The sequence below is a fragment of the Bradyrhizobium sp. AZCC 1588 genome (genome assembly GCF_036924735.1).
Taxonomy (GTDB): Bacteria; Pseudomonadota; Alphaproteobacteria; order Rhizobiales; family Xanthobacteraceae; genus Bradyrhizobium.
In genome coordinates this window covers 1,514,545-1,531,124 of the sequence record NZ_JAZHSC010000001.1, presented here as the reverse complement: position 1 = coordinate 1,531,124, position 16,580 = coordinate 1,514,545, and the positions used below count along the sequence as shown (strand labels likewise).

Annotated in this window: 16 protein-coding genes; 8 read left to right on the top strand and 8 right to left on the bottom strand. The window is 62.4% G+C overall.

Annotated features, from left to right (window positions below; all coding sequences use genetic code 11):
- Positions 1–21: 21 nt before the first annotated feature.
- The 3 genes from V1277_RS07115 to V1277_RS07105 all read right to left on the bottom strand — a co-directional run bounded on the left by V1277_RS07115 (position 22) and on the right by V1277_RS07105 (position 3,410).
- The gene (locus V1277_RS07115) at positions 22–297 is read right to left on the bottom strand and encodes a hypothetical protein (protein ID WP_065745863.1); all 276 of its coding nucleotides are present in this window, start codon (positions 295–297) and stop codon (positions 22–24) included.
- A 270-nt stretch (positions 298–567) separates the two neighbouring features.
- On the bottom strand, positions 568–795 hold the full coding sequence (locus V1277_RS07110) for a hypothetical protein (RefSeq protein ID WP_334415580.1): 228 nt from the start codon (positions 793–795) through the stop codon (positions 568–570).
- 1,169 nt (positions 796–1,964) lie between these two features.
- Positions 1,965–3,410 (bottom strand): helix-turn-helix domain-containing protein, encoded by a 1,446-nt coding sequence (locus V1277_RS07105; protein ID WP_334415579.1) that lies wholly within the window; start codon positions 3,408–3,410, stop codon positions 1,965–1,967.
- A gap of 194 nt (positions 3,411–3,604) precedes the next feature.
- On the opposite strand from V1277_RS07105, the gene V1277_RS07100 reads away from it, so the two are divergent.
- The 4 genes from V1277_RS07100 to V1277_RS07085 all read left to right on the top strand — a co-directional run bounded on the left by V1277_RS07100 (position 3,605) and on the right by V1277_RS07085 (position 7,111).
- Positions 3,605–5,242, top strand: coding sequence for an isocitrate lyase (locus tag V1277_RS07100; protein ID WP_334415578.1), 1,638 nt, complete (start codon positions 3,605–3,607; stop codon positions 5,240–5,242).
- Between the two features lie 67 nt (positions 5,243–5,309).
- Entirely contained in the window at positions 5,310–5,519 is a 210-nt protein-coding gene (locus V1277_RS07095) for a DUF4170 domain-containing protein (protein ID WP_036013800.1), read from the top strand.
- 311 nt (positions 5,520–5,830) lie between these two features.
- The gene (locus tag V1277_RS07090; protein WP_334415577.1) at positions 5,831–6,385 is read left to right on the top strand and encodes a hypothetical protein; all 555 of its coding nucleotides are present in this window, start codon (positions 5,831–5,833) and stop codon (positions 6,383–6,385) included.
- Positions 6,386–6,418: 33 nt separating this feature from the next.
- Positions 6,419–7,111, top strand: coding sequence for a glycine-rich domain-containing protein (locus V1277_RS07085; RefSeq protein ID WP_334415576.1), 693 nt, complete (start codon positions 6,419–6,421; stop codon positions 7,109–7,111).
- A 32-nt stretch (positions 7,112–7,143) separates the two neighbouring features.
- Here V1277_RS07085 and V1277_RS07080 read toward each other — a convergent pair whose 3' ends face one another.
- Complete coding sequence (locus V1277_RS07080; protein WP_334373575.1) at positions 7,144–8,034, bottom strand: metallophosphoesterase family protein; 891 nt, start codon at positions 8,032–8,034, stop codon at positions 7,144–7,146.
- A gap of 95 nt (positions 8,035–8,129) precedes the next feature.
- Between V1277_RS07080 and V1277_RS07075 the strand changes: the two genes are divergently transcribed.
- On the top strand, positions 8,130–8,618 hold the full coding sequence (locus V1277_RS07075; RefSeq protein ID WP_334373576.1) for an NUDIX domain-containing protein: 489 nt from the start codon (positions 8,130–8,132) through the stop codon (positions 8,616–8,618).
- Between the two features lie 83 nt (positions 8,619–8,701).
- On the opposite strand, the gene V1277_RS07070 is transcribed toward V1277_RS07075, so the two are convergent.
- Positions 8,702–8,986 carry a hypothetical protein gene (locus V1277_RS07070; protein WP_334415575.1) on the bottom strand — a complete coding sequence of 95 codons (285 nt, stop codon included), beginning with the start codon at positions 8,984–8,986 and terminating at the stop codon, positions 8,702–8,704.
- Between the two features lie 178 nt (positions 8,987–9,164).
- Here V1277_RS07070 and V1277_RS07065 point away from each other — a divergent pair, with 178 nt between their 5' ends.
- From V1277_RS07065 to V1277_RS07055, 3 genes are all read left to right on the top strand, one after another.
- A complete protein-coding gene (locus tag V1277_RS07065; RefSeq protein ID WP_334415574.1) occupies positions 9,165–9,836 on the top strand; it encodes a hypothetical protein in 672 nt (223 codons plus the stop codon).
- A 45-nt stretch (positions 9,837–9,881) separates the two neighbouring features.
- Positions 9,882–10,817, top strand: a complete 936-nt coding sequence (locus V1277_RS07060) for a glycosyltransferase family 2 protein (protein ID WP_334415573.1) — start codon at positions 9,882–9,884, stop codon at positions 10,815–10,817.
- Between the two features lie 69 nt (positions 10,818–10,886).
- A complete protein-coding gene (locus V1277_RS07055; RefSeq protein ID WP_334415572.1) occupies positions 10,887–11,399 on the top strand; it encodes a GNAT family N-acetyltransferase in 513 nt (170 codons plus the stop codon).
- Between the two features lie 31 nt (positions 11,400–11,430).
- Here V1277_RS07055 and V1277_RS07050 read toward each other — a convergent pair whose 3' ends face one another.
- The 3 genes from V1277_RS07050 to V1277_RS07040 all read right to left on the bottom strand — a co-directional run bounded on the left by V1277_RS07050 (position 11,431) and on the right by V1277_RS07040 (position 16,271).
- Positions 11,431–13,227: a cation:proton antiporter domain-containing protein gene (locus V1277_RS07050; protein ID WP_334415571.1), complete on the bottom strand. Its 1,797-nt coding sequence runs from the start codon at positions 13,225–13,227 to the stop codon at positions 11,431–11,433.
- Between the two features lie 127 nt (positions 13,228–13,354).
- Positions 13,355–15,745 carry a TonB-dependent receptor gene (locus V1277_RS07045; protein ID WP_334415570.1) on the bottom strand — a complete coding sequence of 797 codons (2,391 nt, stop codon included), beginning with the start codon at positions 15,743–15,745 and terminating at the stop codon, positions 13,355–13,357.
- Between the two features lie 106 nt (positions 15,746–15,851).
- Positions 15,852–16,271 carry a hypothetical protein gene (locus V1277_RS07040; RefSeq protein ID WP_334415569.1) on the bottom strand — a complete coding sequence of 140 codons (420 nt, stop codon included), beginning with the start codon at positions 16,269–16,271 and terminating at the stop codon, positions 15,852–15,854.
- Between the last annotated feature and the right edge of the window lie 309 nt (positions 16,272–16,580).

The following is a 16,580-nucleotide window of genomic DNA, read 5'->3' as shown; positions in this document are numbered from 1 at the left end:
ACAAAGTTTTACCGCAGCCGCCTAGTTCAGCGTCAGCCAGACCAGGTTGCAGTCCTTGTGGCAGGTGTTGCAGTGCGCCGGCTGATTAAAAGTGTTGGCGAGCTGCCATTCCTGCGCTTCGTTGCTCCATTGCGCCGTGGCGTGGCAGATGATGTCGTCGGAACCGCAGGCGTCGCAGACCGGCGTGGAACGGGCGGCGCGATTCACCACCTTGCGCTCGATCGGCTGCGGCCGCTCCGGCGCAAGCCGGTCCTGGACGATTTCGAACGGGTTCATCAGCTTGACGCGTCGCAACATTGGCCCTGCATCCATCCGCGAGTTCTGAGAATCGCTTGCTTTCAAACTAGCGAATCGGCTTGGCCGTTCCATCGCAAAATTGCGGAATACCCACGTTTTAAATGTGATCGTCACCAGCGGGACACAGAAGCGGCTTGCCGGCGGGAGAGAGCGGTCCATTGATGTATCGCACTGCGCCAAAGACGCGAGAGGACCTATAGAAAGATCGAACCTGTGGATATGCGCACGCGAAACGGCCCGGCATCGATGCCGGGCCGCGCTGTTGGAGAATTAGTACTTCTTCGCACCCGCTCCGGTGGTCGTGCCGGGTGAGCTCTCCGGTGCCCCCTTCGCGGTCGAAGCCTTGCTCTTCTTCATCTTCTGTTCCGACGTCTTCTGCATCTTCTTCTGTGCCGACGAGTACTCAGAGGAATCCGAGGATTTCATCTTGTCGCTCTGCGCAAACGCCGAGGTTGCGACCAGCAGGGCGGCGGTCGCGGCAATCAATGGTTTCAGCATTGGTCTCTCCTTCGTGTCGTTGGACGAAATGCAACGTCCTGGATGCAGCGATGTTCCGGTTTTTCCCGATGGACCGACCCGCGATGTAATGCTGATGAACAGTCCTTCATCTTCGCGCCGAAATTTCGTGCTCAGGTGGCCCAGATCGCAGGCCGGATTGGCGACAGCATCATCCGCCGCATGCCTTCTAGTTTGGTGGCTTACGCTGCCGCTAACCCACCCCACGGGCATTGCGCGCAAACAAAAAGTTTCTCAATCATTTCAAGCTGATTTGCCCGGTCCAGTCGTGCGCGAAAAAAGAATCCTGTTCTCGCGCGACGCAAATCAGTCCTACAACTCGCGCCATCCCGGCCCGCAAGAGGGGCGTTGGCCATCGTCACGAACGTTGGGCCGGGCTGCGGTGGACGCGAAAGCGCCCGGCGCGCGATGCGGATCGCAGGGCGGGTTTCCCGTGAGCGATCTCTTGCGCGCCAGACGAACGGCGAATTTGCGTACGGCAAAACCGTGTGGTCCTGGCACCCGTGGCTGGTGTCAAGCCGGTGGAGGTTTGCAAAGCTCAACCGGGCGATGCGAGCCGCTAATTCGCCGGCGACGGAGGCAAGAGGAATTCGTCTCCGGGGAGAGCGCGCCATAAGCCGTCAAACCATTGCGCAGGGAAGGCCGGTTGTTTCGGCTGTTACCTGTATGCTCGTGTGCGTTTCTTTAGCGCTTGTTGCACACGAGACCGCGGGTGCCAGCCAGCACCCGGCCTTCCCTGCGCCCTCCGATTTTCGGGGGCGAAGAATGCAAGCACAACTCGGGCGCGATGCGCCGCGGGAATGCGAGCGTATATCCGCTTGTCGTTACCCGCCAACGGGTCGCGCGAATGCGCGCCCGATGACAGCTCCGGCGGGTGACCCGGTATTCCAGAGACGCCAGTGATTGAATCGCGAGGCCGCAGCGTACTGGATACCCCGCCTTCGCGGGGTATGACGAGTGTTGATGAGGCTTCTCTCTTACCCTCCCCTGGAGGGGGAGGGTCGACGCGACCGCAGGGCGCGGCGGGGTGGGGTGACGGTCTCTCGTCTCGGGCGGTGTGCCCACCTCACGGGATCACCCCGCCCCGTCTCGCATCTCGCTTCGCGCGATGCGAGCCGACCCTCCCCCTCCAGGGGAGGGTGAAGCGACCCTCACAACTCCCGTGCATTCGAGAACGCAAACGAGGACACCCGCCGCGTGTTCTCGTCCAGGATCAGCGTCCGCGTGATCGGCGGCTCGGCGCGCTGGCTGCAGTTTTCGCGCTCGCAGAGCCGGCAGTTGACGCCGATCGGCGTGCCCTCGGCTTTTTCCAGATCCATCCCGGCGGCGTAGACGAGCTTCGAGGCATGGCGGATTTCGCAACCCAAACCAATCGCAAAGCGCGGCTGCGGCTGCGGGTGCGGCGCGATCGGGCGGCGCACCATCTGCGCGATGGAAAAATAACGCGTGCCGTCGGGCAGTTCGATCACCTGCTTGAGCAGGCGGTCCGGCGTGTCGAAGGTCGAATGCACGTTCCAAAGCGGACAGGTGCCGCCGAATTTCGAGAACGGAAACGTGCCGGACGAAAACCGCTTGGAGACATTGCCGGCATTGTCGACGCGCAACAGAAAGAACGGCACGCCGCGCGCATTCGGCCGCTGCAGCGTGGTGAGGCGATGGCAGACCTGCTCGAAGCCGGCATTGAAGCGCTGCGCCAGCACATGCACGTCGTAGTTCAGATTTTCCGCCGCAGTGTGGAACGGCTGATAGGGCATCATGACGGCGGCGGCGAAATAGTTCGCCAGCGTAATCCGGTAGAGCCGCCGCGGCGTGTCGTCGAGCGGGCCGGCGCGGTTGACGATGCCGTCGATGGATGCGCCGCATTCGGCGAGGCCAATCTGCAGCGCGAGCTGGAAGGCCCGGCCCGAGCCGTCGACCAGTTCGGAAATCAGAAGCTGCCGCCGGTGGCGGTCGAACCGCCGCAGCGTCTCGCGCATCACGTCGACCGGCATGATGCGGGTGACGATCGAATGCTTTTCGCGCAGCCGCGCGGCGAGCGCGGCAAACAGTTCCTCGGCGGAGGCGTGGAGTTCGTCGCGCAAATTTTCCGCGGCCTGCTCGAGCTCCGGAAAATAGTTGCGGTTGGCTTCGATCAGGTCGCGCACGCGCTCGATCGGGTTGGCCTCGAAGCGGGCGCCTTCGTCGCGGTCGGCCATTTGGGCTGCCACCAGCGTCTCGCCGCGGCGGGCCTCGGTGTAGGCGGCGTAGAGGCGCTGCAGCGAATGGGTCACGCCCGGGCAGAGCTCGGCGAGGTCGCGCAGTTCCTGCTTCGGCAGGTCGATCTGCCGGAACAGCGGATCGGAAAAAATCTCGTTCAGCTCGGCGAAGAAGCGGTCCTCGTCGGCGGTGGCGAGGTCGCGCAGGTCCAGGTCATAGGTTTCGGCCAGCCGCAGCAGGATCTGCGCGGTCACCGGCCGCTGGTTCCGCTCGATCAGGTTGATGTAGCTCGGCGAAATCCCGAGCCCCTCGGCGATCTGGGTCTGCGACAGCCCGAGCTGCTGGCGGATCCGCCGGAACCTCGGCCCGACAAAAAGCTTCTTTCCGGAGTCGGTGGCCATGGCAGGTTCCTGACCTAGGATTATGACAAAATTTACAAAATGACATCTGTTACAAGTTCATATGTTACATGACATCACCAATAAAAGACAAGGCATCTATACGAATTTCTCTTTTTCGCGTTACCTCTCAGGACGTTTCGCAATGCACTGTCAAGAATGTCGATTGATGACAGTGGAAGACAAGGATTACGCACATGAACTACCAGCCACGTGGAATCAGTGACCGGACTATCCAGGGACCGGCTTCCTATCTGAGCGAGATTGGAGCTGCTGAAGCACTCCTTAAGACCCAGCCGACCTGGAATGGCGTCACCGCCGAAGCCGTGGCGCGCATGCGTCTGCAGAACCGCTTCAAGACCGGCCTGGACGTCGCCCGGTACACCGCGGCGCTGATGCGCAGCGATATGGCTGCCTATGACGCCGATCCCACCAAGTACACCCAGTCGCTCGGTTGCTGGCATGGCTTCATCGCGCAGCAGAAGCTGATTTCGGTCAAGAAGCATTTCGGTACGACCGATCGCCGCTATCTGTATCTCTCCGGCTGGATGATCGCAGCGCTTCGCTCCGAGTTCGGACCGCTTCCTGATCAGTCGATGCACGAGAAGACCTCGGTGCCAGCCCTGATCGAAGAGCTCTACACCTTCCTGCGTCAGGCGGACTCCCGTGAGCTCAATGATATTTTCCGCGCGCTCGACGCGGCCCGCAAGGAAGGCGACAAGGCGAAGGAAAAGGCGCTGATCGAAAAGATCGACAACTTCCAGACCCATGTCGTGCCCGTCATCGCCGACATCGACGCCGGCTTCGGCAATGCCGAGGCAACCTACCTGCTCGCCAAGAAGATGATCGAGGCGGGTGCGTGCGCCCTGCAGATCGAGAATCAGGTCTCCGACGAAAAGCAGTGCGGCCACCAGGATGGCAAGGTGACCGTGCCGCACGAGGTGTTCCTGGCGAAGATCCGGGCCTGCCGCCATGCCTTCCTCGAACTGGGCGTCGAAGACGGCATCATCGTGACCCGCACCGACTCGCTGGGTGCCGGTCTCACGCAGCAGATCGCTGTGAGCCACAAGCCCGGCGACCTCGGCGATCAGTACAACAGCTTCCTGGATTGCGAGGAAGTGACAGCCGCCAACGCAAAGAATGGCGATGTCATCATCAACCGCAACGGCAAGATGATGCGTCCGAAGCGGCTTGCCAGCAACCTCTATCAGTTCCGTGCCGGAACTGGCGAAGATCGCTGCGTGCTCGACTGCATCACCTCGCTGCAGAACGGTGCCGACCTGCTGTGGATCGAGACCGAGAAGCCGCATATCGAGCAGATCGCCAAGATGGTTGACCGCATTCGCGAGGTGATTCCGAACGCGAAGCTGGCCTACAACAACTCGCCGTCGTTCAACTGGACGCTCAACTTCCGTTGGCAGGTGTACGACGCGATGAAGGAAGCCGGCAAGGATGTCAGCAAGTACAATCGAGCTGACCTGATGAAGCCGGAATACGACGATACGCCGCTGGCCATTGAAGCCGACGAGCGCATCCGCACCTTCCAGGCCGATTCAGCAAAGCGTGCTGGTATCTTCCACCATCTGATCACGTTGCCGACCTATCACACGGCAGCTCTGTCGACTGATAATCTCGCGAAGGATTATTTCGGCGAGCAGGGCATGCTGGGCTATGTGAAGAATGTTCAGCGCCAGGAGATCCGTCAGGGTATCGCCTGCGCCAAGCATCAGAACATGGCCGGCTCCGATATCGGTGACGATCACAAGGAATATTTCGCCGGTGAAGCCGCTCTGAAGGCGGGCGGCGTCCACAATACGATGAACCAGTTCGGCTAACGCTGGAATTGATCAGTCTGGGGTCTGGCCGGATTCCAGGCTGATCACGGACAACAGGAGACTGAAAATGACCAAAGGCAGCAATTTCTGGGTGATCGGCGGCGAGTTCGGTTCGATGAACTTTCACAAGCTCGTCGAAGGCTCGGCCCAGGTCAAAGGCCCGTTCAAGACCCGCAAGGAAGCCGAAGAGTGCTGGAAGGAGGTCTCGGAAGAGAGCCGCCATAAAGCCGGCGTACGCTTCTCGATCGTCGAAGAGCCCTCGCGCGTCTCGGCCTGACCGGCTGCTGCCGACCTATCAGAAGAAACGTCCAAGGACAGGCGGCCCCATCCGGAATTCCGGCTGGGGCCGTTTGCTGTTTCAGGGCAGCCTTTCTTGATCCTCTCCCGCCTGCGTGGGAGGCGTAGGCGGCCTAAGGCTGCCGTCCTTGGTTTAAGAACGCCGATGCATAGCATCGGCTATGGGTGGGGGTGCCCGCGGGGGATAACGGTGGAGGGATAACTCATTGAAAACAAACAACCATTGCGCAAGGCATGGTTACTGCTAGGTTAAGCCCAGGCTAACCCCCTGCAGGATGAAGGCGGCTTCCGATGTCAAACGCGCAAAACACCGGCAACGAGGCTCGAGACATGCGACCGACCCGGCTGCGCGACGCGCTTCGCCAGGCGCGGATCGAGGCCGCCGATCGGACCGGCGTAGTGGTCGAACTGCGCGATGCCGAGGTCGCCCGGCTTGAGATCCTGAACGAGGCGCTCGATCCGCTGTTCGCGGAGGTGCCGGAGCAGATCGACCTGTTCGATCGCGGTGTCAGCCAGGGCGAGACGCCGCGGCTGTGGATCGACGTGGTCGCGCATATCGTGATGGGACGCGACAAGCGCATCTACCGATTCGTGCAGGATACGCGCTTCGGCCGCATCGTGCTTGCCGAGTCGCATGACGTGCCCGTCATCGTCGATGCCGTCACCGGCTATGTCGCCCGCCGCATGATCGAGCGCGAGCACGCGATGGTGGCAATGCCCGTGGCCGAGCCTGTTGTGGAAAAGAAGCCGCGCCGCCGCGGCTTCGGCATGTTCGTGCTTGGCTTCGTACTGGGGGCGGTGGCGCTGTTCGGATTGGCGCTGTATGCGAGTTTGAAGAGTTTTTAACCGGAGCCGCCGGGTCGGGCATTCGGGGGCATCGTGGCAGCTTCGTCCGTACCGTTCGTCATCCTGCTAGCCGGCACGGTGTTCGGAATCACCTATCTGTACGGCAAATGGCGCACGCTGCGCCGCGCCGAATTCATCCGTACTTTTCGCTGGCCGCGCGGGCTGCTCGAACGGCTGGAGAAGCATCACCCCGGTTTTCAGCGCAAGGACAGCGCGCTGGTCTCGCGGGGCTTGCGGCAGTTTTTCCTCGCCTATCTCATGAGCGGCAAGCGCTACGTCTCGATGCCCTCGCAAGTCGCCGACGATCCCTGGCACGAGTTCATCCTGTACACGCGCGAGTATGACGCGTTTTGCCGGCGCGCCTTCGGCGGTTTTCTCCACCACACGCCCGCCGTCGTTCTCAGCGAGCACCGCAAGAGCAACGAAGGCCTCCGCCGCGTCTGGTGGTATTGCTGCAAATACGAGAATATCGATCCGGTTCGTCCGACGCGCCTGCCGCTTCTGTTTGCGCTCGACAGCAAGCTCAACATCGCAAACGGCTTCGTCTACCACCCCGACTGCGAAGAACTGCGCAAGAACGGCAGCGGCGCGGCTCATTGCGGCGGCGATTTCGCCGATGGCTCGATCGATGGTGGTACGGATGGGTTTGGCGACGCCGGCAGCGCAAGTGGTGATGGCGGCGGTGGTGGTGACGGGGGCGGTGGCTGCGGCGGCGGCGGGGATTGAGAAATTCGCCCGGCTGCAGGCGTGAGGAAACGCTAGAGCAGCGTCGCCTGCTTGATCTGCTTGACACGGAAGTCGGCATCGACGGCGCGCACGGTCTGCACGCAGCGCCATTTGCCGCCGTCGCGCGTGATCGAAAACAGGTTGTAGGCAGCCGCCGGATAATGCCGGTGGGCCAGCGCCGAAGCAGAGGGCACGCCGACCGCAGGGATCTGGTGGCCGGCGCCTTCAAGCCACATCGTCGAATGGATGTGGTCATGGCCGTGCAGGACCAGTTCTGCGCCGCGCCGCTTCAGCACGGCGCGCAGCGCCTTCGAATCGGTCAGCCGCTTCATCCGCGAACTCGATTCCAGGGGGTGATGGACCAGCAACACCCGGAACGCCTCGTCCGGCGGCAACTGGGCAAGCTGGCGGTCGAGCGCATCGAGCTGCGCGCGGCCGAGCCGACCGGTTGCCATCAATGGCAGCGTCGGCACCGCCGAGGAGACCCCGATCAGCACCAGCGGACCGCGCCGGCGCACGAACGGAAACGACACTCCGTCCGCCGCGGCATCGCCGCGCAGATATTGCTCGAACGTGCCGGTGAAATGATGCCGCGTCGCCCGCACATAGGCGTCGTGATTGCCGGGAACGACGGTCACCTGCTGCGGCGTGCCGACGCTTTCGAGCCAGGCCTGGGCCGGGATGAATTCCGCCTCCAGCGCCAGGTTGACGAGATCGCCGGTCACCGCGATGTGGTCCGGCCGCTGCGCCTGCATATCGGCAATCAGTGCGTCCAGCACCTCGCGGCGGTGATATTTATGGCGGTTGCGGGTCCAATTGAAATAGCCGAGCGCACGTTTGCCCGCGAGGTCGCGCAGCCGCGCCGCGGGCAGCGGCGGCAGATGCGGGTCCGACAGATGCGCCAGCGTGAAGATATCGGTCATTCGCGCTCCGCCGCATTCTCTGTGATATAGAGCCGTCGCACCATCATGTCGGCGATATAAGGATCAAACGTGATAGCTGTCTATCCGAGGTTTGCGTGACGGCGCTGCAGCACTTGCGAAAGCGGCTGGAGCCGCAATTGCGGCAGGCCTTTCATCTCTATTGGCGGATGGCCCGCGGCATGACGCTCGGGGTTCGCGGCGTCGTGCTCGATGGCGACGACAAGGTATTCCTGGTCAGGCACAGCTATGTCGCCGGCTGGCACCTGCCGGGCGGCGGGGTCGAGGTCGGCGAAACCTTTCTCGAAGCCTTGCGAAGGGAGTTGGTGGAAGAGGGGCGGATCGAATTGACCGGAGAGCCGGTCCTGCACGGCCTGTTCTTCAACGGCCACGTTTCCCGCCGCGACCATGTCGCGGTCTATGTCGTCAGGCAGTTCCGGCAGGACCGCCTGCCGGAGCCCAACCACGAGATCGTCGAGTGCGGGTTCTATGCGGCAGGGGCGCTGCCGGCGGAGACAACCAGGGGCACGCGGCTCCGGATCGCCGAAGTGCTCGACGGTGCCGCGCGGACGGCGACCTGGCGCTGACGCAGGGCTCGGTTGCTTCGCGGCCCCGCAATGCATAGAAGCGGAGAAACGAGGCGGGGATCGACATGGGCAGAATGGGAGTCCTAAAGCTGCTTTGCGCCATTGGCTTCCTGGCGGTGCTGGCTAGCAACGTCTGGACCATTTCGCGCTGGAGCGAAAGCCGCGGTGTCTATGATGACATCTGCTATCTGCGGCAGGCGCATCTGTTCCAGAAATACGGTCTGGACGGGTTCAATACCGACATCACACGCGACGACGATCGTTTCCTCTCCGGCAAGCTGAAGGAAATCAGCTTCCCAGACTGGAATGATCCGACGAAAATGCCTTGTCACATATGGAATGCGAAGACGAACAAACGCGCGCTGCAATACCCTCCGGGGACCGGATTTGCGTTGGCGTTGTTTCCGAGTGGATTTCAGGTGATACCGCTCTACGCGGTGGCAAACATCACCATCCTTGCCTTTGCCTTGCTTGGATTGTTTCGGGCGCGCGAACCGGCTTCGCTTGCACTTGCCGCCGTTGTTCGGTGTTGCCGCGCTTTATCTCATGATCAATCCAACGAAAGCGAGCTATTCGGTGGCGCCGACCATGATGGTTTGCGCGGTCGCCGGTCTTCTGACCGCTCAACTATTCACAGGCCGCTCGTCGCATCGGCTAGCCCTGCTGGCCCTGGTTGGCTTTCTGATCGGCCTGTCCGTCAATTTCCGCTTGCCCAACCTGTTTCTGGCGGCAGGCTATTGCCTGTACCTTGCCGGCGCGTTCCTGCTCGCGCGCAGCAAGGAGACTTTCCTGCAGGGAGTGTCGTTCGGCGTCGCTTTTCTGATCGGGATTGCGCCGACATTGATCGCGAATGCGATCAATGCAGGTAGCCCGTTCTCGACCACCTATGGCGGCGTCGATGTCGCACCGCCCGAGCTGAATTCGGGCGTCCTGTTAAGCTATCTCGTTGACGTTCAATTCACCTTGCTGGCGATCTCGGCCGCCTGGACCGCCTGGCTCTGGCGTTTCGATCAGGGCCGCGCCAGACAAGTCGCCGTTCTGGTCGCCATAAACCTCGCGGTAAATCTGATTTTCTTCATGACCCATCCGATATTTACGCCATATTATATCATTCCGATCGACATGCTCTCGCTCTGGACTCTGCTGTTCGCAACGCTCGATCTGCGCGGCGAACGGGCCGCCGACAGTGCGGCCTTTCCCCAACCGGCCAACGCCTGATTGCGATATACGCGCTATGGACAGACTTAATTCGGTGAGTGGGCGATGACAGGACCGGCGCTGCGGATCGCGGTTCTGGTGCCATGCTTCAATGAGGAAGCCGCGGTCCCCACCGTGGTCTCGGATTTCCGCAAGGCGTTGCCGACGGCTCAGATTTTCGTCTACGACAACAATTCGAGGGACCGCACCATCGAGGTCGCGCGCGCGGCCGGGGCCATCGTGCGGAGCGAGCGCCGCCAGGGCAAGGGGCATGTGGTGCGCCGCATGTTCGCCGACATCGATGCCGACATTTATGTACTGGTCGATGGCGACGCCACCTATGACGCGCCGAGCGCGCCGCGCATGATCGATGCGCTGGTCAACGGCCACCTCGACATGGTGGTGGGCTTTCGCGTCGACCAATCAGTCGCGGCCTACCGGCCCGGCCACCGCACCGGCAATTGGATGCTGACGAGCTTCCTCTCCGCGGTGTTCGGCCAGGCGTTCAAGGACATTCTTTCCGGCTATCGCGTGTTCTCGCGTCGCTTCGTCAAATCCTTTCCGGTGCTGTCCGACGGTTTTGAGATCGAAACCGAGCTCAGCGTTCACGCGCTCGAACTGGCGCTGCCAGTGACGGAAGTCGAGACGCCGTATTACGCCCGCCCCGAGGGGTCGTTCAGCAAGCTCAACACCTGGCGCGACGGCTTCCGGATCCTCGGCACCATCCTGAAGTTGTACCGGTCGGAAAAGCCGCTGCGGTTCTTCACGGTGATCGGCGTCTTCCTGACGCTGGTCTCGATCGGCCTCGCGATCCCCGTGATTGTCACCTATCTCGAGGAAGGCCTCGTTCCAAGGTTACCGACGGCGGTGCTGTCGATGGGCCTGATGATCGTGGCGGTGCTGTCGATCAGCTCGGGGCTGGTGCTGGATACGGTGACGCGCGGCCGCCGCGAGATGAAGCTGCTGGCCTATTTGTCCCAGCCCGCCCGTGTCAGGGATTGAGGCAATACAGGGATTGCCATCTTCCAGCGATGGACCGCGCCGTCGCCAGATGCTATCCCGCGCCCCATCATGAGCGAACTTGACGTCACCATCCTGGCCGAAACACCGAAGGACGCCCAGGCGATCGAACGGCTGCACGAGCGCACGTTCGGTCCCGGCCGTTTCGTGCTGAGCGCGTACCGCCTGCGCGAGCATGTCGATCACCTGCTGGACCTCTCGTTCACGGCGCGGATCGGCACATTGCTGGTCGGCTCGGTGCGCCAGTTGCCGATCTGCATCGGCGACACGCCGGCCCTGATGCTCGGACCGTTGACGGTCGAGCCGCCGTTTCGCAGCCGCGGCGTCGGCCGCATGTTGCTCGATCGTTCGCTGCGGGATGCCAAGGCCAAGGGCCATCGTTTGGTCATTCTGGTCGGCGACGAACCCTATTACAGCCGCGTCGGCTTCAAGGTCATACCGAAGGGACGGGTGATCATGCCGGGGCCCGTCGACTACAGCCGCCTGTTGGTGGCGGAACTGGTCGAGGGCGCGTTCGACGGCGTGTCCGGCAATATCCGGCCGGACTGGAGCAAGGCGCAGTAGGGCCGTCGGCGCGCGCCACCATCGCGATCCGTCAGAAGAATCGACGCCTTTTGGTACCGGTCGTCCGAACCGGCGCGGATCCTGCGCTTCCCGCCGCCTTCTGCAATTCGTGCCGGAACTCCTCGCGCTTCTCGTGGATGGAGGCGACGACATTTCCCATCGCCACCCCGAGCCCGATCAGGGCGGCTTCCGACACCAGTAAGCTTGCCTCGATGGTCTCCGGCACCGCGTCGGTAACGCCGATCTGGTAGAGATGCCGCGCGTGGTCGGCATCGCGGGCGCGCGAAACCACCAGCATGTCTTTCCTCAGCGCGCGGACCTGCGCGACAATTTCGTCGATGCTTTCAGGTTGGTTGATCGTGACGATCACGGCGGCGGCTTCCATGAGGCCGCAGCTCTTCAGAAACTCCGGGTTGGTCGCGTCACCGTAAAAGACGGTGCGCCCTTGTCTTCGCTGCTCGGGGACGGCCGCGGCATCATTGTCGACCGCAATATACTTGAACTGGTGCCGGTCCAGCATCGTGCAGACGACCTGTCCCACCCGGCCATGTCCGACGACAATGGCATGGCCGCTCCCGCCGCTTGGCGCAACGGCGAGTTCAGGGTCAATCGGCTTGTCTTCGCGCATCATCGGCGCCAGCCGCCGCGCGACATGAGATAGCGCCGGGGTGAGCATCATGGTCATCGAGGTCAATGCGACCGTGAAGCTCGATACGCTGGCATCGATCAGACCAAGCGTCGTCGCCATTCCGATCCCGACGAAAGCGAACTCGCCGCCGGGACCCAGCAGCAGCCCGACTTCGACAGAGGCCGGCCATGAGAGGCGAAACATCCGCGCCAGGAAGATGAGGATGACGGCCTTGACGGCGATCAGCCCGGCCGCAGCCGCGATCAGCCAGACCGGGTCGCGGGCGAGCTCGCGGAAATCGACGTTCATGCCGACCGTGAAGAAGAACAGGCCAAGCAGCAGGCCCTTGAACGGATCGATGGCGGTCTCGATCGCCTTGCGAAATTCTGTCTCGGCAAGCAGCAGTCCGGCGACAAAGGCGCCGAGCGCCATGGAAAACCCAGCTACTGCGGCAGCCACTCCCGTTGCGACGATCACGAACAGCGTCGTAGCGACGAATAGGTCGCTCATGCCCACTGATGCCACCAGACGGAACAGCGGTCGCATTACGACGCGGCCGACGATGACGATCACCGCGAGCGCGACGGCGGCGTTGGTGAGCGCGAGAACGAGCGTCGCAACGATCGAACCCGACTCGCTCGCGCCAAAAATGGAGATAAAAAGCAGGAGAGGGGCGACTGCCAGGTCTTGTGCGAGCAGCGTTGCAAAGCTTGCCCGGCCTGCGCTTGTGCTGAGTCGTCGTTGCCTGGAAAGGATCTCGACGACAATGGCTGTCGAGGATAGGGCAAGGCAGGCGCCGAGGATCAGCGCTACCGGAGCCTTGTTGCCCACGAGGGCCGCGGCCGCGCCGATTGCCGCCGAGGAGAGTACGATCTGCAAGCTGCCCAACCCAAATATCAGGCGGCGCATTGCCTTCAATCGATCGTAAGACAGCTCCATCCCGATGAGGAAGAGCAGGAACACAACTCCGAGGTTCGCAATGCCCGAGACGTTTTTGGGGTCGACAACGGTGAACCAGTAGAGAAGCGGAAAACTCTCGATGAACGATCCCAATCCGAAAGGGCCCAGGATCGCGCCGGCGCCAAGATAGCCGAGAACGGGATTGAGGCCGAACCGCCGCACCAAGGGAATGACGACGCCCGCGGTGCCGAGCAGAACGAGCGCGTCGCTGTAGACGGGAACATTGATGGACGAGGTCATCTATTCGTCGAGCATCCGCTTTCGGTGGGCAGGGGACATCTGACGCGGGATTGCGTCCGGTGTCCCGTTATCCCACCAGGACGTTAGCTGGTAGCACCAGCTAACGCCACCCGTCTGCGCATGCGGCCTAAAACTTCAGGTTGGCAAATGCGCGCACGCCAATGCCCGGCAGCAAGACTTCGTCCTTGTTGAAGGACGCCGAATTGCGGATGTTCTCGTTCAAGAGGTTGTTGCCGACGAGCCCAACCATCATTTCCCGCGCGCCGAACCAGGTGGGATCGAGCTTCGTCCTGTAGCTGACCTCCGCCTTCAACAGATTATAACTCGCGGTCGGCGTCTCGCCGACCGTGGCGATATCGTTCTGGGCGAAGGCGTGCAGCAGGTTGATCCGTGTGAGCCAATTGGCATCGCGCCAGAACAGGCCGCCGCCCACGCGCACGGGTGGGATGCGCGGGACATTGGTGCCATCGTCAAAGGTCGCGCGCACGACATCGAACTGGTTTTCGATGCCCCAGATGCCGCCGTAGAGCGGCCCGACATCCAACTGGCTCTGGAACTCGCCGCCGCGGAAGGTGGCGTCGCGTTGCGAATAGATCGCCTGGTTCAGCTCAAGCGGAAAAGCCGGATCGGCGGGGGCGACGCAAGCGACATCCTCGCAGGTGTTGCCGGTCAGTCGGCGGTAAATGAAGCCATTGAACTTGGTGTAGTAAGCCGTCGCCTCGAACCTGAAGGGTCCGGTCGCCCGTCGTAGTCCGATCTCGATCGACTTGGCGGTCTCCATGCTCAGATTGGGATTGCCGATGTCGAAGGTGACAGTTGCTTCGTGCGGTCCGCGCGAAAACAGTTCCGCTGGCTTGGGCGCGCGCTCGACGTATTGAGCGGTGATGCTTGCGACCAGTTGACCTGGAAGATCCTGGATCAAGCCGATGCTCGCGCTCTTCGGCGTGAAGCTGAGATTGCGGGCTGTCGGCGGACCGATATCGCCGGGATTGGCATTGAGGTCGAACAACTCCGGAATGAATGCCGGCATCGTTCCGCTGAGGTTAACATGCTCGACCCGGCCGGCGATCTGCGCCTTGCTGGTCTCGGTGAATTTGAGTTCGTTGAAGACGTAGCCGGCGACCCTGTTATTCTTGTTAGGATCAAACAACCCGTTGAGCGGGCTTCCTGGATCGTCCGGGCTCGACGCCGTCAGTTCCTGATGCCCGGCCTGCAGGCCGAAGGCGGTCGTGACGGCGGCAAAGCGCGCGTTGAACGGCGCCATCTGCACCTCCACGCGTCCTTCCTGCTCCTTGTTGGTAAAGGTCTGCCGCACGCCAAGGGACGAGAAGTCGGCGGGATCGGCGAGCGCGATCTCGTTGTGCTTGTAATCGGTGGCGCCTGCCCAGAACCTGATGGCGTCGATCGCCGCCGCATCCGGCCGGTATTCGCCCTTGGCCGTGAATTTGGTTTGGCGCGCGTCGATCCGGGACTGGTGATCGGAGGGCTCAATTCCGGGAATGCGGTACAGCGTGTCGTTCTGCGTGATCGCCGCGCCGATAAATCCGCCATCGAAGATGTAGGAGCCGCCAATCGATGCACCAGCCGCCTGCATCGCCGAATTGGGCTGCCGGCCGTTGGCCGGGCGGGTCTGGTCGAACAAATACGGATAGCTCGGAATGCTGTAATCGCTGGCCTTGCGGCCGTAGGCGTCGGCATGAACAGCGAAATTGCCACCGCCGGCATCGATCAGGATGCCGCCATCGACACCGCGGTCGACGGAACTAACAGCCGTTCGGGTTTCGACCGTGACGCAGGCAGGTGATCCCACATTTGCGAGCGGCGCTTTCGCCGGCAGTCCGTAGGTCTGGAACGGTGTGGCCGCGCATGAAGGCAGGGCGTCCGGGATGCGATTGTTGGTCGCGCTGACGACGCCTCCGATCGATGTCGATCCGTAGCGCAACGCCGCCGGACCGCGGATGACTTCGACCTGGTTTGTCGCCAATGGATCGACCGGCACGAAATGGTCTTCGCCGAGATCGGAGGCGCCGCCAGCGTTGGTACCGTTCTCGAGGATGCCGACGCGATTGACGTCGAGGCCCCGTATGATCGGCCGGCTCGCGGCACCGGGTGCGAAGGTGGAGCCGGTAATGCCCGGCTTCGAGAACAGGAGATCGCCAAGCTGGGCGGTGCCTTGGCGGCGGATTTCCTCGTTGGGCACCACGGTAACGGTTGCGAACTGGTCGGTTACGACCGGCAGCACGCCCTGCTGGGGCGCGGCGACGACGGGCGCGGCCGGTGGTTCTGGGGCGCGCTCGCGGGTCTGGCCGGGCGCTGCGCGGACGACGCGCGCCGGCGTTCGTACGACCACGGGTTTGCGCCGCACGATCGGGCTCGGCGCCGTCACGGTAATTTCGGGCAGATGTGTCGATGCGGTTGGCGACGCTGCGCCCTGCGCCATTGCGCCGTTGCCTGCCGCGCATAGCAATAGCCAACTAGCCCCACCGATGTAGAACGCACGCTTCTTCTTGAATGTCATTGTCCCGATCCTGACTCCGTCGATGTGCGACGGACGATTCCGATTTCTCCTCAGGAACCACGCCTGACGCGGCAATCCCTTGGGGAGTGCATTGATTCAATCGGCGTCAGGAGGCGGGCGGTGCGCGAGACTGGAACGCGAGATGGGACGAGCCGAGATGCGCGAACTCAGCGCCGGTGGCCAGGTACAAAAGTTCGACAGACCCCGGCAACTCCAGTACGGGCGGCGTGATGAACAGGAAATTGTTGGCCAGGGAGAGGACGGCGCAGACTGCACAGACATTGGCCGTGTGCTGGTCGTCATCGTGGCTCACAGGCTGCTGCGGCTGCGCGGCTTCAGCGTGCGCATCTTGTGCGGCAACGGGCGTGGCGATCGCAAGATTGGCGTCGGTCAGTCCGCTTTGACCGGCCGGTGCGGCCTGCGCGGCCGCCGTGTGAAAATGCCCGCACGACAGCGCAAGCTGGATCGCGAGCGCAAACAGCGCCACCCGCGAGCCGTGCTTGAGGTGCTTTCGGAACCAGTTCACGACGATTGACGCCTTGTCCCCCGGGGCGGCTCAGGCATCTCGCCGTCCCAATGTTACATTATAACGTCGCGAACACCGCGGAGTGTCAATCGACACCGGGCTGCCGTCTTTCCGGAGCCCTGACAATTCCGCCAAGTGTGAGATTCGCGCAACATCGGTGCTTTTGCCCCGCGCACCCCGCCTGTTTTGCCAATTGACAACCTCTCGGTCTTGCGTTGTTATGTTATAACATAACATGATCCGTCGCCAACGGGGTCCCTTGCATGCGTCTTCCTCCCCGGTTGGGGCCCCGTGAGCTCAAGAGGCTTT

Coding starts and splice junctions, on each gene's coding strand:
- V1277_RS07115 (WP_065745863.1), bottom strand. CDS start 297: ATGTTGCGACGCGTCAAGCTGATGAACCCGTTCGAAATCGTCCAGGAC.
- V1277_RS07110 (WP_334415580.1), bottom strand. CDS start 795: ATGCTGAAACCATTGATTGCCGCGACCGCCGCCCTGCTGGTCGCAACC.
- V1277_RS07105 (WP_334415579.1), bottom strand. CDS start 3,410: ATGGCCACCGACTCCGGAAAGAAGCTTTTTGTCGGGCCGAGGTTCCGG.
- V1277_RS07100 (WP_334415578.1), top strand. CDS start 3,605: ATGAACTACCAGCCACGTGGAATCAGTGACCGGACTATCCAGGGACCG.
- V1277_RS07095 (WP_036013800.1), top strand. CDS start 5,310: ATGACCAAAGGCAGCAATTTCTGGGTGATCGGCGGCGAGTTCGGTTCG.
- V1277_RS07090 (WP_334415577.1), top strand. CDS start 5,831: ATGTCAAACGCGCAAAACACCGGCAACGAGGCTCGAGACATGCGACCG.
- V1277_RS07080 (WP_334373575.1), bottom strand. CDS start 8,034: ATGACCGATATCTTCACGCTGGCGCATCTGTCGGACCCGCATCTGCCG.
- V1277_RS07065 (WP_334415574.1), top strand. CDS start 9,165: ATGATCAATCCAACGAAAGCGAGCTATTCGGTGGCGCCGACCATGATG.
- V1277_RS07060 (WP_334415573.1), top strand. CDS start 9,882: ATGACAGGACCGGCGCTGCGGATCGCGGTTCTGGTGCCATGCTTCAAT.
- V1277_RS07055 (WP_334415572.1), top strand. CDS start 10,887: ATGAGCGAACTTGACGTCACCATCCTGGCCGAAACACCGAAGGACGCC.
- V1277_RS07050 (WP_334415571.1), bottom strand. CDS start 13,227: ATGACCTCGTCCATCAATGTTCCCGTCTACAGCGACGCGCTCGTTCTG.
- V1277_RS07045 (WP_334415570.1), bottom strand. CDS start 15,745: ATGACATTCAAGAAGAAGCGTGCGTTCTACATCGGTGGGGCTAGTTGG.